The sequence below is a fragment of the Pantoea sp. 22096 genome (assembly GCF_052045955.1).
Lineage (GTDB): Bacteria > Pseudomonadota > Gammaproteobacteria > Enterobacterales > Enterobacteriaceae > Pantoea > Pantoea alfalfae.
Genome location: NZ_JBQEPW010000002.1, coordinates 382,345 through 395,441, shown reverse-complemented (window position 1 = coordinate 395,441; position 13,097 = coordinate 382,345). Strand labels below are relative to the sequence as shown.

Annotated in this window: 12 protein-coding genes and 1 riboswitch; of the genes, 3 read left to right on the top strand and 9 right to left on the bottom strand. The window is 55.3% G+C overall.

The annotated features are described in order from the left end of the window. The first annotated feature begins 25 nt into the window (after window positions 1–25). Window positions 26–1,798, top strand: a complete 1,773-nt coding sequence (locus tag ACTJKZ_RS12080) for a sensor domain-containing phosphodiesterase (RefSeq protein WP_161736051.1) — start codon at window positions 26–28, stop codon at window positions 1,796–1,798. A 36-nt stretch (window positions 1,799–1,834) separates the two neighbouring features. Here ACTJKZ_RS12080 and ACTJKZ_RS12075 read toward each other — a convergent pair whose 3' ends face one another. The 6 genes from ACTJKZ_RS12075 to ascF form a co-directional block, all read right to left on the bottom strand. Then, on the bottom strand, window positions 1,835–2,770 hold the full coding sequence (locus ACTJKZ_RS12075; protein ID WP_440829636.1) for an ABC transporter substrate-binding protein: 936 nt from the start codon (window positions 2,768–2,770) through the stop codon (window positions 1,835–1,837). A gap of 23 nt (window positions 2,771–2,793) precedes the next feature. After that, window positions 2,794–3,549: an ABC transporter permease gene (locus tag ACTJKZ_RS12070; protein WP_161736053.1), complete on the bottom strand. Its 756-nt coding sequence runs from the start codon at window positions 3,547–3,549 to the stop codon at window positions 2,794–2,796. Next, window positions 3,546–4,286 carry an ABC transporter ATP-binding protein gene (locus ACTJKZ_RS12065; RefSeq protein ID WP_161736054.1) on the bottom strand — a complete coding sequence of 247 codons (741 nt, stop codon included), beginning with the start codon at window positions 4,284–4,286 and terminating at the stop codon, window positions 3,546–3,548. The genes ACTJKZ_RS12070 and ACTJKZ_RS12065 overlap by 4 nt, the downstream gene beginning before the upstream one ends. Then, entirely contained in the window at window positions 4,283–4,984 is a 702-nt protein-coding gene (locus ACTJKZ_RS12060; protein ID WP_440829635.1) for a TenA family protein, read from the bottom strand. Before ACTJKZ_RS12060 ends, ACTJKZ_RS12065 begins: the two co-directional genes overlap by 4 nt. A 69-nt stretch (window positions 4,985–5,053) precedes the next feature. Beyond that, window positions 5,054–5,156, bottom strand: a riboswitch (TPP riboswitch). Window positions 5,157–5,217: 61 nt separating this feature from the next. Continuing rightward, window positions 5,218–6,648 (bottom strand): 6-phospho-beta-glucosidase, encoded by a 1,431-nt coding sequence (locus ACTJKZ_RS12055; RefSeq protein WP_222925768.1) that lies wholly within the window; start codon window positions 6,646–6,648, stop codon window positions 5,218–5,220. A 36-nt stretch (window positions 6,649–6,684) separates the two neighbouring features. Further along, window positions 6,685–8,151: a PTS cellobiose/arbutin/salicin transporter subunit IIBC gene (ascF, locus tag ACTJKZ_RS12050; protein WP_161736710.1), complete on the bottom strand. Its 1,467-nt coding sequence runs from the start codon at window positions 8,149–8,151 to the stop codon at window positions 6,685–6,687. Between the two features lie 258 nt (window positions 8,152–8,409). Between ascF and ACTJKZ_RS12045 the strand changes: the two genes are divergently transcribed. Beyond that, window positions 8,410–9,426 (top strand): LacI family DNA-binding transcriptional regulator, encoded by a 1,017-nt coding sequence (locus tag ACTJKZ_RS12045; protein ID WP_222925769.1) that lies wholly within the window; start codon window positions 8,410–8,412, stop codon window positions 9,424–9,426. Here the strand turns inward: ACTJKZ_RS12045 and ACTJKZ_RS12040 are convergent. Next, a complete protein-coding gene (locus tag ACTJKZ_RS12040) occupies window positions 9,423–10,172 on the bottom strand; it encodes a DeoR/GlpR family DNA-binding transcription regulator (protein ID WP_161736708.1) in 750 nt (249 codons plus the stop codon). The genes ACTJKZ_RS12045 and ACTJKZ_RS12040 overlap by 4 nt on opposite strands. A 76-nt stretch (window positions 10,173–10,248) precedes the next feature. Beyond that, window positions 10,249–11,511: a DUF1479 domain-containing protein gene (locus ACTJKZ_RS12035; protein ID WP_440829634.1), complete on the bottom strand. Its 1,263-nt coding sequence runs from the start codon at window positions 11,509–11,511 to the stop codon at window positions 10,249–10,251. A gap of 254 nt (window positions 11,512–11,765) precedes the next feature. On the opposite strand from ACTJKZ_RS12035, the gene ACTJKZ_RS12030 reads away from it, so the two are divergent. Next, entirely contained in the window at window positions 11,766–12,587 is an 822-nt protein-coding gene (locus tag ACTJKZ_RS12030) for a Cof-type HAD-IIB family hydrolase (RefSeq protein ID WP_222925796.1), read from the top strand. A 30-nt stretch (window positions 12,588–12,617) separates the two neighbouring features. Here the strand turns inward: ACTJKZ_RS12030 and ACTJKZ_RS12025 are convergent, their stop codons facing one another. Beyond that, complete coding sequence (locus ACTJKZ_RS12025) at window positions 12,618–13,010, bottom strand: winged helix-turn-helix transcriptional regulator (RefSeq protein WP_150037431.1); 393 nt, start codon at window positions 13,008–13,010, stop codon at window positions 12,618–12,620. Between the last annotated feature and the right edge of the window lie 87 nt (window positions 13,011–13,097).

The window sequence follows — 13,097 nt, the reverse complement described above, 5'->3', positions numbered from 1 at the left end:
TTGCGCCTGCAAAGGAGAGGTTTCAGTGCATAACGAGCAAAACGGCAGCGACGTAAAACGCCTGAGTGCAATTAAGGCACTTTTGTCGCCGGATGAAACCCGGGATAAGGTGCTGGAGAGATTCGTGAATCTCGCCAGTCAGGTGCTGGGTATTTCAGGCAGCTTCATTTCGATTATTGACGATAATAATCAATACATAAGAGCGTCACGGAACTTCGATCTTAAACAATCGACCCGTGATGAATCTCTTTGCCGCCACGTCGTTGATGGTGAGGGACATCTGGTGGTGGTTGACACCTTACTGGATGAGCGCTTTGTCACGCACCCGTTTGTGAAAGGCGATCCGCATATTCGTTTCTATGCCGGTGTCTCGCTGCAGAACCTCGACGGTGCGGTGCTGGGCACGCTCTGCGTCACCGATACCCAGCCACATCCCTTTACGGATGAGAAACTCGCCACGCTGCGCTCACTGGCTACGCTGGTCACCTCTTTTCTGGATGCCTGGAACAACGCGGGTTTTGCCGACGTCATTACGCACCTGCCGAATCGCCCACGCCTGATTCGTGATATTCAGCAACTTACCCTTGTCGCACCGCAGAGCCGCTTTCGCCTGATTCTTATCGACTGCCTCGACATCATTCGTGCCTATGAGCTTTCCCGTGCGGTGGGTATTGCGCCGATGGAAAAATTGCTCAGGCAGATGGCGCAGGATGTGGCACACCGGCTCAATCTTCCGGAGAATGAGACGCTCTATACTTTCGCCCCAGGCCGTTTCGCCCTTGTTCAGCCCTACTCAGGCCGTTATTCAGCGCATAACATAAGCGATCTGTTCAAAGGCATGCGGGCCGATCTGGCGGAAAATATCACGCTCGATCTGGATGTCTTTACCGGCGAAACAGAGTTTGTACCGGGACAGATGGATGCCAACGAAACGGTACGTCAGGCCGTTAGCGCGCTACATGAAGCGATTGATGAGAACATCAGTGCGATGTCGTTTGATGAGAGTTACGACTCGCGGCGCACCGAAGACTTTTTGATCATGAATGATCTGGCCCAGGCGCTGAATAAAGATGAAGAGTTGTATCTCGCCTGGCAGCCTAAAGTGTGTCTCAAAACCGGTAAAACGGTCGGGCTGGAGGCCCTGATCCGCTGGAATCACCCTGAGCGGGGTGAGCTTTTCCCATCAGAATTTATTCCGTTAGCCGGTAAAACCAACCTGATCTCCGATCTGACCAACTGGGTTATCGATCACGCTGTTGAGCAGCTGGCGCGCTGGAATCGCGAGTACGACCTGATTCCGGTCTCGATCAACGTCAGTGAACGCGACTTTGCCAGGCCCGATTTTGCCGATCAGCTGGTGGCGAAATTAGCGGCAGCGCAGTTACCTAACTCGATTATGGGTATTGAGTGTCTTGAGAATGAGCTGATCACCAAAAGTGATGTGGCGATCAAAGGGCTGGAAGCGCTGAAGTCGCACGGCTTTATGGTCTCTCTGGATGATTTCGGCACCGGCTACAGCAATATCAGCTACCTGCAGGATATCCCGCTGGATGTGATTAAGATCGACCGATCGCTGATCTCGCGTATGGGCGAAGACGACGCATCTAAAATCATCGTCAGATGCATTATCCAAATGCTGAAAGAGCTGAATTACACCGTGCTGGCCGAGGGTGTGGAAGCAGAAGCTACGCTGGGACTGCTGAAAACCTACGGCTGCGATCAGATTCAGGGCTACTTCTTTTCAAAACCGCTGCCAGCCAGCGACATTGAACACTGGCTTTATCAGAAGTCACGCTAGTCAACCCGCCCGCAGCACTCGCTGCGGGCGCGCTTATCACTCACTACCGATAGCGTAACGCTCAACCGGAGTGATGTGTTTAATCAGCTTATTATCAAACAAAAACTGCTCATAAGTCTGATAGCGTGCGCGATCCAGTTTTGCCGGATCGGCGGCGAACAGCGGCAGCGTAGCCTGCCATGCCTGATGGTTTAGCGGTGTATTCAGCTCAGGATGCGCCTGTGCAAATGCCTGCCAGCTCTCTTCGGGGTGAGCCTGCAACTGTGCATTCCCCTTTTTCAGTGCCCGCAGAAACTGTTTAATTTTTTCTGCATGCGCCTCATCACGGTTAGCAACGATAATCAGCTCATCATAGGCCGGCACGCCGTAATCCTCGACGTTTAACACCACCGGATCTTTGCCAGCAAGTTTCATCTCCAGAGCTTCGATATTGCGATAGCCGCCTATCACCGCATCAACCTGCCCGGTCATCAGGGCGCTGGTGAGCTGAAAATTGACGTTAACCCGCTTTACCTGATCGGCCTTAATGCCGTCATGGCTCAGCATGGTCGCCAGCGTTGCTTCTTCAATGCCGCTGACGGAATAACCGATACGTTTTCCTTTCAAATCCGCTGGTTTTTTCACCGTTTTGTCCAGCGTCATCAGCGTATTCAGTGGCGTATTAATCAGCGTGCCCACACGCATCAGCGGCAGGCCCTGGTCGGCGAAAAATTGCAGCTGCGTCTGATACGTTATCGCTAAGTCCGCCTGCTTAGCGGCGACCAGACGCGGCGGCAGCGCAGGGTCGGAAGGCGGCACAATGTTAACCTCCAGACCCTCTGCCGCAAACGCACCGGTTTGCTGAGCCACCATAATGGGTGCATGGTCGGGGTTGATATACCAGTCGAGCACCAGCGTCAGTTTTTCCATCGCCTGAACCTGCGAGGCTAAGGAGGCGCTGAACAGCAGGACAAACAGGGGCATTTTAGTCATAGGTTGTCTCATCAGTAGGGTCGTCAGTGTGGCTCGGGAATCCAGGTAATCAGGCGGCGAAGCAGAAGGTCGATGATCAGCCAGAGGGTCAGCGTCATCAGCACCAGAATAAACAGGGCAGCGAAACAGAGGTCGCTCTGCATCCGGGCGTTGGCATTCAGCATCACGTAGCCCAGCCCTTCAGCCGATCCGACCCATTCACCAATGATGGCACCGATCGGCGCGACGGCCGCTGCCATCCGTAAGCCCGAACCCAGGGCGGGCAGTGCGGCTAACAGCCGGACATGACGCAGTTGTGCTATGTGTGAAGCGCCCATCGTGCGAGCCAGATCGAGATAGCCAGGCGTGACGCGACGCAGGCCATCAAAAAAAGCGGAGGTAACAGGAAAGAAGATCACCAGTACCGCCATCACGACTTTGGCGCTCATGCCAAAGCCAAACCAGAGCACCAATAGCGGTGCCAGGGCAAATACCGGAATCGCCTGGCTGGTGATCACCAGCGGCATCATCCAGCGCTGTAACCACGGCGAAAAGGTCATGCCCAGTGCCAGCACCGCGCCCAGCAGCACGCCGAGCGCCATACCGATGAGGATTTCAGTCAGGGTGATCAGGCTGTGATGGCCGAGATAGCCAGCGTTGTCCCACAGTGCGGTAGCAACCGCAGCGGGCGAGGGCAGCAGAAAGGCCGGAACGGAAGTGAGTGTGGCGAGCCACCACAGCGTAATCAATCCGGCAGAGAGCATGACTCCACGGCGAAGCGCGGCGAAACGTAATCTCATCCGCCCAGCCTGCTTAGCTGTTTCAGCAAGGTGGCCTGACTCTGGATCACGCTGGTATCGTCTGCTGCCCGTGGTGGCTGGCCCTGGAGTGGCGGGCAGGTTTCAATGCCTGCTGAACCCATTACCAGCAGGTGATGACCGAGGCGACAGGCTTCCGCGGCATCATGAGTGATCAGCAGCACGGTATGTCCGGCCAGCACTTCTGCCGCCAGAGTCTGAATCTGTGTCCGGGTCAGTGCATCCAGCGCCGAGAAGGGCTCATCCATCAGTACAATGGGCTGACGGGTATAGAGGGTACGCGCCAGCGCTACCCGCTGACGCATACCGCCCGAAAGTGTCGCAGGTCGCGCACGGGCACAGTGGCTCAGGCCAACCCGCGCCAGCAGATGCTGCACCAGATCACGATCGGCTTTCTCACCTTTCAAGCGGCTGGCGAGGCAGACGTTCTGTTCCACCGTCAGCCAGGGATAGAGCAAATCCTGTTGCCCCATCCAGGCGATGCGCCCGGCCAGCGGCAGACCATCGCTGCCCTTAATTTGTCCCGAAGTGGGCGGCGTCAGACCGGCAATCACTCGCATCAGGCTGCTTTTACCTACGCCGCTGGCACCCAGCAAAGCGGTAAATGCACCACCCGCGATCTCCAGATTAAGCTCGCTGAACAATGGCTGCTGATCCAGCGTCAGGCAGAGCTGGCGAACGGAAATACCCGGCGGCACGGCATCGTTCAGCGGCTTCATGAGCTGCCCCGCAGACCGTCAGCATGATTAAGACCCATCTGCCAGAACGCCGCTTCCAGCCGGGTTGCGGTCGTAAAAATCTCCGACAGTGAGTTAATACGTTGTTCACCGGCGCGCTGCTGAGCCAAAGTTTCAAACAGCAACAGTGAGGAACCGACGCCCGTCAGGTAGGACTTATCGCCGTAATTCTCAATCCATGCCGCGTAAGGATTCCCCTCAAAGCAGGTCGCAGGATCGTCCAGCAGCCTAAGGCCGATTTCCGCATAACCGGCGACGCAGGGCATCAGCGCCGTCATCAGCGCCAGCGCATCTCCGGTGTGACCCACGTCCAGCACGTAGCGGGTATAATTGATTGTTTCCATTGCCTCAGGTTCGCTCGCCACCGCCTCTTCGCTGATGCCCCATTGCTGGCAGTAAGCCAGATGCAGCGGCAGTTCGCTGATAATGGCGTTCAGCGATGCCGTCGCGCTGCGTAACGCAGCCGGTTCAGAGAGCTTACTGATCAACAGGCCCCACGCACGGGCGAAGTGCAGCAGGAACAGATAATCCTGGGTGAGATAGTGGCAGAAAGCGGCGGGTGGCAGCGTACCCTGACCGAGCTGCTGCACAAAATTGTGCCTGACATAATCGTGCCATTGCGTGCCCGCTTGCTGGCGCAGACGACCATAAAAACCGGTTTCGAAAAGCGGATGTGACATAGGATCTCCAGTAACAGGGGAGATCCGGGCATAAGGTCTGGAACAGGGGATGAAGCAGGAGATGAGGCAGAACATCTGCCGACCCGTCCCTTCGCTGGCATGACCCAGATCAGGTTCAAAGGGTTCGGCTTGCGCCATCTCAGCCCATGACAGGACACCCCTCGGAGACATTCGTTATACGATATTTATTGCTGGAGTACAACGACACCAGTACGCGTTATTCAGTGACAATGTCACTCAAGATTGGCCCCGTTGCTGGCAATCACTTTCTTATACCACCAGAAAGACTTTTTGCGCGTGCGCGCCAGCGTGCCGTTACCCAGGTCGTCGCGGTCAACGTAGACGAAACCGTAGCGCTTGCTCATTTCACCGGTTGAGGCGGCAACCAGATCGATGCAGCCCCAGCTGGTGTAACCCATCACCGGCACGCCATCTTCAATGGCATCGCCCATGGCGCGGATGTGTTCACGCAGATAGCTGATACGATAATCATCATTGATCTCGCCATTCGCGTCGATTTCATCGCGCGCCCCCAGGCCATTCTCTACCAGGAAAAGTGGCTTCTGGTAACGGTCATACATCATATTCATAGTAATGCGTAAGCCCAGTGGATCGATGCCCCAGCCCCACTCACTGCGTGGCACATGGGGGTTGGTCAGGGATTTTACCACATTGGCTGCGCTGCTGTTCTGTTCGTTCATTTCCGCCGAGGCGCAGCGAGAGGCGTAATAACTGAACGAAACAAAGTCGACGCTATTTTTCAGGATATCGGCATCGCCATCAGCGATCTCAAGCGTAACGCCTTTTTCCCGGAACACGCGGGCGGCGTAAGCCGGATAGGCACCGCGTGCCTGCACATCAATGAAGAACAGGTTTTCACGATCCTTCTCCAGCGCCGCCCAGACATCCTCTGGTTTACTGGACCACGGATAAAAGTTGCCGCCTGCCAGCATACAGCCGATCTGATTCGCTGGATTCACTTCATGCGCGATCCGCGTAACCAGCGCGCTGGCAACCAGTTCGTGATGCGCCGCCTGATACTTCACCTGCTCCTTATTCTCACCCGGTTCGAACACCAGACCCGCACCGGAAAACGGGCTGTGCAGCAGGATATTGATCTCGTTAAAGGTTAGCCAGTATTTCACCAGGCCATCAAACGCCTCGAAACAGCTGCGGGCATAGCGGGCAAAGAAGTCGACCATTTTGCGATTGCGCCATGAGCCATATTCGGTCACCAGATGCATCGGCACATCGAAATGACAGAGCGTAACCAGCGGTTCGATATTATATTTCCGGCACTCCTCAAAGACGGCACGGTAAAAAGCGATGCCCTCCGGATTGGGCGTCAGTTCATCACCGTTTGGATAGAGGCGGCTCCAGGCAATTGACGTACGAAATACGCTGAATCCCATTTCCGCCATCAGCGCAATATCTTCCGGATAGCGATGATAGAAATCAATGGCATCATGGCTGGGATAAAATTCATCATCCCGCAGCGTAAAGCGCTTTTCCAGACCCAGTTTGACCGCCAGTCGGTGTGGGCCATGCGGGATCATATCGACGGTGGTTGCGCCCTTTCCGCCCTCACGAAAACCGCCTTCACTCTGATTGGCGGCTAACGCGCCGCCCCATAAAAATCCTTGCGGGAACCTTGAATCAGACATGCAATCCTCTTTTCCGGGTCAGAATGACCCTTTCCTTTAGTGGCTATTAATCGCGTTGGTGCGTTCGGTAAGCGGCGCGGGATGCGCGGCGGTAGCGGATTCGGATTTCGTTTCAGTTTCCGCTTCAGGAATATCTTCAAACCCTAACAGCAGCGTCAGCACAAACGACAGCACCACCGACAACACCATAACCGCACCGACCCAGACGATACTGATGGGATTGCTGGGGTCAAAAAACTGAACGCTGGTGAAAAGACCCGGTGAGGCCATTGAGTGGCTGGCCAGCCCGCCAATGCCCGCGACCGCGCCGCAGATAAAACCGCTGATCAGACAGGCGATCAGCGGACGTTTCAGACGAACCGCCACACCATACAGCGCCGGTTCAGAAATGCCGGCAATGATGGCAGACGCTGCTGCTGCCAGTGCCGTCTGACGCAGTTCGCGGTTTTTGGTGCGGAACGCCACTGCCAGCGACGATCCGCCCAGCGAGAGATTGGCACCAATTTCTGACGGCATCACCATGCCCTCTTTGCCGGTTTCAGCAATGGTCTGGATGATGGTCGGTGTGAACACACGATGCATCCCGGTCATCACCAGCAGCGGCCAGATGGCACCCATAATCGCGACGGAAAGCCAGCCAAGATAGCCATGCACGGTGTAAACCAGCGCAGAGATGCCGCTGCCGATCCAGATGCCAATCGGGCCAATCAGCACAATCGCGATAGGGGCAGCAATCAGCACAATCAACATCGGTTTCAGAAAGTTTTTGGTAACGGCCGGGGTAATACGGTCCACGCCGCGCTCGATGTGCGACAGAATCCAGGTCATCACCAGTGCCGGGATCACCGTGTAGGTATATTTCACCGCCGTCACCGGAATGAAAGCGAATTCAACGTGCTGACCCTGCGCCGCTTTTGCCATCAGCTCAACAAAATTGGGATGCACCAGTACGCCAGCAATCGCGATCGCCAGCGACATATTGGTTTTGAATTTCAGCGCCGCAGAGGCTGCCACCATGACAGGCAGAAAGAAGAATGCGCCGTCGCCAATCACGTTGAGGATCACCAGCGTTGACGAACCTTTCTCAAACACGCCAGCCATATCCAGAATCATCGCCAGCAGCTTAACCATCGACCCGCCAATAATCGCCGGGATGAGTGGTGACATGGTGCCCACCAGCGCATCCAGAATGCCCGCGCCGATGCTTCGCAGGGTGATTTTGCGCTTCACCGGTTCAGGGGCTACCGCACCGGGCGATCCCAGTGCCAGTACCGCCTGGTAAGCCTGAGAGACGTTATTGCCAATGATCACCTGGCACTGCGTGTCGTTGTGCACCACACCCATGACACCTTTAATCGCTTTGAGGCGGGGATAGTCGACCCGAGTTTCATCTTTCACCACAAACCGCAGACGCGTCATGCAGTGAGTGACAGCTTCGATATTGGTGAGGCCGCCTAGCGCATCGACAATGGCGCGTGACACCTCGGCATAGTTCATGGGCATGATCGTTCTTCTCTGTAGGGTAAATCGGTTAGCATTTTTATGTTTTTAGCGGCTGCTATCAGGTAAATAGGAAACCGGTTTCACAAAATCATGAAGTGCTTTCTTTGAGACGACAAGGTGATAAATCAGCCAGATTTCTTTTTTGTGAACTTCATCACTCCCAGCGAATCAGGTATTTGCGCCAGCGGACAGGGTAAATATTTCCAATATTGAGAGGCTTGGGTAGACTGCAGAGCGACGCAGCGAGGGAAATTCACCATGGCAACGATTCAGGAAGTGGCAGAGAGAGCAGGCGTCTCAAAAGCGACAGTGTCACGTGTGCTTTCTGGCAATGGCTATGTCGGGCAGGAGAAGCGTGAAAGGGTGTTAAAAGCGATTGCCGAAACCGGCTACCGTCCCAATCTGCTGGCCCGCAACCTGGCGACTAAAACGTCTCAGACCATCGGACTGGTGATCACCAATACGCTCTATAGCGGCAGCTATTTCACTGAGTTGATGGCGCACTCCGCACGCATCATGGAGCAGCAGGGCCGCCAGCTGATTCTGGCAGATGGTAAACACACCGCTGAGCAGGAAGAAGCGGCGATTCAGTTTTTGCTCGACCTGCGCTGTGACGGCATCATTATCTACCCGCGCTTTCTGAGTATTGACGCGCTGGATGCGATTATCTCCCGCCATAAACAGCCGATACTGGTCATTAACCGGCGGCTACGCGTCAACCAGAGCTACTGCATTTACAGCGATCAGCATACCAGCAGCGCGAAAGCGGTGAGCCATCTGCTGAGTCAGGGACATCGCGATATCGCGTTTATCACCGGTTCGCTGGATTCCCCGACCGGCGTCGAGCGTCTTTCCGGCTATCGCGCTGCGCTGGCTGCTAAAGGTATTGAAGCCGACGACCGCCGTATTGTGGCTGGGAAATGGACGGCGCAAAGCGGCATGGCGGCAATGGACTGTCTGCTGGACCGCAACGTCCCCTTTACTGCGCTGGTGGCGAGTAATGATGAGATGGCGATTGGTGCCATCAAGCGGTTGACCGAATGTGGCATCGCGGTGCCCGATCGGGTATCGGTGATAGGCTTCGATGATATTCCGCTGGCACCTTATATCACGCCGTCTTTATCCAGTATGAAGCTGCCGGTGACGGAGATGATCGATGAAACGATTAACCGCCTGCTGACCATGCTGGATGGCGGTGACTGGCACAGTCAGGCGCCTTTTACGGCCAGCCTGATGCTGCGCGATTCCGTTACTAAAGGCCCCTGGTCCGCTTAATTTGACGCGATTTGTATCACCTCAATGGCCTGTTCCCTGAGGTGTGCGATGGTTCCGGCATCCAGCGTCTCATCGGTAATCACATGGCCGACCTGGTAACCGGATGAGAGCGGATAAGGGCGAATCTGCCCGAATTTAGAGGAATCGGTCAGGGCATAGCTTTCAGCACCTTTCGCCAGCACGGCATCCACCACATCACAGCGCAGCATATTGCGGCCGGTGAAACCGGTCTCCGGGTGCCAGCCATCCACACCCACAAACGCTCTGTGAAAATGGACCTGCTGAATAGAGTAACGCGTCAGCGGGCCGACCACCGACTCACTGCTTTTCTGCAGCAATCCACCCAGCACAATCACTTCACAGGTGGCGTCCCGCAGAAGCTGGGCGATATAGTGGCTGACGGTAATCAGTGTGAGATCGGCACGGTCAGCCAGCGCACGTGCCAGCAGCGCATTGGTACTGCCCCCTTCGATGAACACCGATTCACCCGGCTGCACCAGGCTGGCGGCGTGTTGCGCCAGCGCCTGCTTAGTGGCATAGCGGGTATTCATGCGGGTGCCGACATTGTCACTGTCCAGCGCCAGCGCGGAGCCATGCACCCGGCGCAGCAGCCGGTCGCGTTCCAGCAGCGTGAGATCCTGGCGCACCGTCACTTCAGAAACACCGGTCAGCTGCGCCAGTTCACTAACCGTTACGCTGCCCCGGCTGTTAACCATTTGAATAATCTGGTGATGTCGCGGATTCATAATTGGGTTTCGTCAGGAATAAAAGGAGCAGTGTATCAGGGAATCTCCCGCGCCGGTGCACAACGCGGGGTCAGGGTCAGTCTAAATCCAGTGAACAACGTCCGTTACTATTCAGAGCTTCCGGCTTAAAACGTTGCTTCCACCCGGCTTCATAATCTTCCGGCGGAAAATCATCCGGCGAACGTCCCTGTTCCAGTGCCTGCGCAACCCGCCGGGCATAGGCGCGGTTTTTATCGCACATCGGCGCAGCGGGGATATACATCACATTGCCCCAGCCCTGCTGAGCCTCCACCGGTGCAACAGAATGGATCACATCACAGTGCCACCATACTGAATCGCCCGCCTCCAGAGCCGGGATTGAACAGAGTCCGGCGATCAGGTGCGGATGCCACTGCGCATTGACAGGTAATACCCGACCCGGCGCGACGCCACAGAGTTCATCTTCAGGTACATCGGAAAGCAGCGGTCGCAGCAGAATATACGCCATCGCCTGGGGCACCGGCACCACATGCAGCAGACCCTGACCGGGGATCATATCGGAGAGTGCGGTCCAGCCCTGAAACGTGCGGAACACAGAACACTTAGTCGTGCCAGGCAGATCATACTCATCAACGTCGGTACGATGTGCCGCATCCCAGGGATCGTAAGCGGCAAAATCACCGTGAAACAGCTTGCTGAAAACCTGCTGATAAGCCGGCAGTAACCAGCGTTCCAGCGCACCGGAGTCGGTATGGGCACCTAATCCTTTCGACGTGGTGCCCGGCAAACGGCGACGGATGCGATCGGGATAGATGACGCTGACATTGGGATCAAACCACTGTTTGCCCTGAGAGTTAACTGTCCATAACCGGTTCAGAAAAGATTGCGCATCAGCCATTGCCGCACTCTGCCGTGCTTCCATCTGCGCCTGTGACCAGTAAATCGGATAGATTTCGGGACGTGAGGCAGCGAGCGTGCCGAAAAAGTCATCACCGGGACCGCGGTATTGCTCATCAAAACGGTTGTGATCCAGATAGTCGAGCATCGACTTATCCCACGCCAGCGCCTGGTCACGATCGAAGTGCTGCCTGATCACGACACAGCCGCGACGTTTAATCAGTGAACGGGTTTCATCCGAAACCTTTCCTTCTGTAATGTCCTGCATCGGCACGATCGGCCAGGCAGTGCCGGTTCGCGTCTCGTCCGCTTTTGCTTCAGCAATTGCAGCAGTGATGTTATCGCACACCTGCTGGAAAAGGGCGTCCACGTCACCGATTTGCTGGCGTAGCTGCTGTTTTATTTCGCGGATAGCGCGCTTAACGTCATCAGGCAAAGGTGTTGCTCGGGATTCATTACGCATTTCACACTCCTCACAATTTGGGGTTGAGTTACGAATGTAATTAAAATAACCTTCATTCGTAATTTGCGGTCGAGGTTAACATCCTTTTAACGATAAAAAACGTGCGTTGTAACACAACTTCTTAACCGGAACGCTCTGAAAGCCGTTAGCAAAGTCACTATTTGCATTCTCATTAATCCACACAGCGAGTAAGCTTTATGAATCAAATCAATCAGCCGACAGGACAGAACGGCGAACGTAAAGGGGCAGGCGAGATGGCGGTTAAGATGATTGCGGTGGATATGGATGGCACCTTTCTGGACGATAATAAGCAGTACAACGTTCAGCGGTTTTCACGTCAGTATGCGCTGCTGAAGCAGAAGGGCATCCGTTTTGTGGTGGCCAGTGGTAATCAGTATTACCAGCTGCAGCGCTATTTTCCCGACATCAAAGATGAGATCGCTTTCGTGGCAGAAAATGGCGCCTGGGTCTCTGACTGCAATGAAGAGATTTTCTGTGGTGAGTTAGCGCAGGAGAAGGTGCACAAGATTCTCGATATTCTGGCACATGAACCGGACATCGCGGTGGTGGTGTGTGGACGGAAGGGTGCCTATATGCATTCTTCTGCCTCTGACGAGGTGATGGACCAGCTGGCAAACCACTATCATCGTCTGGAAAAGCGGGATGACCTCTATGCCATTGACGACACCATCTTCAAGTTTTCGCTTAAGCTGGAACATGAAGGGGTAGAGGCACTGCTGCAACGCCTGCATGCCCGTCTGGGCGAGCTGGAAAATATCATGCATCCGGTTTCCAGCGGCTTTGGTTTCATTGACCTCATCATTCCCGGTTGCCATAAAGCCCACGGCATCGCGCTGTTACAGGAAAAATGGGGCATCAGTGATTGTGAAGTGCTGGCGATTGGTGACAGCGCGAATGATATCGAGATGCTGCGCCAGGCCTGCTTCAGTTTCTCAATGGCCAATGCGGCCGACGCTGTCGCCGCCGTGGCACGCTACCAGACGCAGAGCAACAATGATGAAGGCGCGCTGAATGTGATTGCGCGCGTGCTGGCGCGTGAATTCCCGTTCGACTAAGAGGCGGTAACCTGCATAACGGACGGCGTGTTATCCGCCACTCTCCTGATGGCTGCGCGCATGATTTTCCATTTCATCCAGCGCAGCCTGATTCTCCAGTCCCCACTGATACATCTGCTCAATCGGCTGTGCGAAGGTATGGCCCAGCGCGGTGAGGCTGTATTCCACCTTTGGCGGCACCACCTGCCAGACATGGCGTGACACGAGGCCGCGTTGTTCCAGTTCACGCAGCGTCTGAATCAGCATCTTCTTCGAGATGCCCTGCAGACTACGCTCCAGTTCGCCCGTGCGCGCCCGATTGTCCGGCCAGTGAAAAAGCGCATGCAGCACCATTGTGCTCCACTTCACCGAAAACAGTTCCAGCAGGCGGCGCGGCGGTGAGTCCGCATAAAAACAGAGTTTCCCGTCAACCCAGACCGGCATAATCGCCATCCCATTTCATGGTAACCAAAAGGTAACTACTATCAAAAGCGGTTCCGTGTGTCTATAGTGTGCCGCTTTCTTTACGAC

Bases quoted from the DNA above. Each gene is read 5' to 3' on its own strand.
- ACTJKZ_RS12075 (WP_440829636.1), bottom strand. From the start codon at position 2,770: ATGACTAAAATGCCCCTGTTTGTCCTGCTGTTCAGCGCCTCCTTAGCC.
- ACTJKZ_RS12070 (WP_161736053.1), bottom strand. From the start codon at position 3,549: ATGAGATTACGTTTCGCCGCGCTTCGCCGTGGAGTCATGCTCTCTGCC.
- ACTJKZ_RS12065 (WP_161736054.1), bottom strand. From the start codon at position 4,286: ATGAAGCCGCTGAACGATGCCGTGCCGCCGGGTATTTCCGTTCGCCAG.
- ACTJKZ_RS12060 (WP_440829635.1), bottom strand. From the start codon at position 4,984: ATGTCACATCCGCTTTTCGAAACCGGTTTTTATGGTCGTCTGCGCCAG.
- ACTJKZ_RS12055 (WP_222925768.1), bottom strand. From the start codon at position 6,648: ATGTCTGATTCAAGGTTCCCGCAAGGATTTTTATGGGGCGGCGCGTTA.
- ascF (WP_161736710.1), bottom strand. From the start codon at position 8,151: ATGCCCATGAACTATGCCGAGGTGTCACGCGCCATTGTCGATGCGCTA.
- ACTJKZ_RS12045 (WP_222925769.1), top strand. From the start codon at position 8,410: ATGGCAACGATTCAGGAAGTGGCAGAGAGAGCAGGCGTCTCAAAAGCG.
- ACTJKZ_RS12040 (WP_161736708.1), bottom strand. From the start codon at position 10,172: ATGAATCCGCGACATCACCAGATTATTCAAATGGTTAACAGCCGGGGC.
- ACTJKZ_RS12035 (WP_440829634.1), bottom strand. From the start codon at position 11,511: ATGCGTAATGAATCCCGAGCAACACCTTTGCCTGATGACGTTAAGCGC.
- ACTJKZ_RS12030 (WP_222925796.1), top strand. From the start codon at position 11,766: ATGGCGGTTAAGATGATTGCGGTGGATATGGATGGCACCTTTCTGGAC.
- ACTJKZ_RS12025 (WP_150037431.1), bottom strand. From the start codon at position 13,010: ATGCCGGTCTGGGTTGACGGGAAACTCTGTTTTTATGCGGACTCACCG.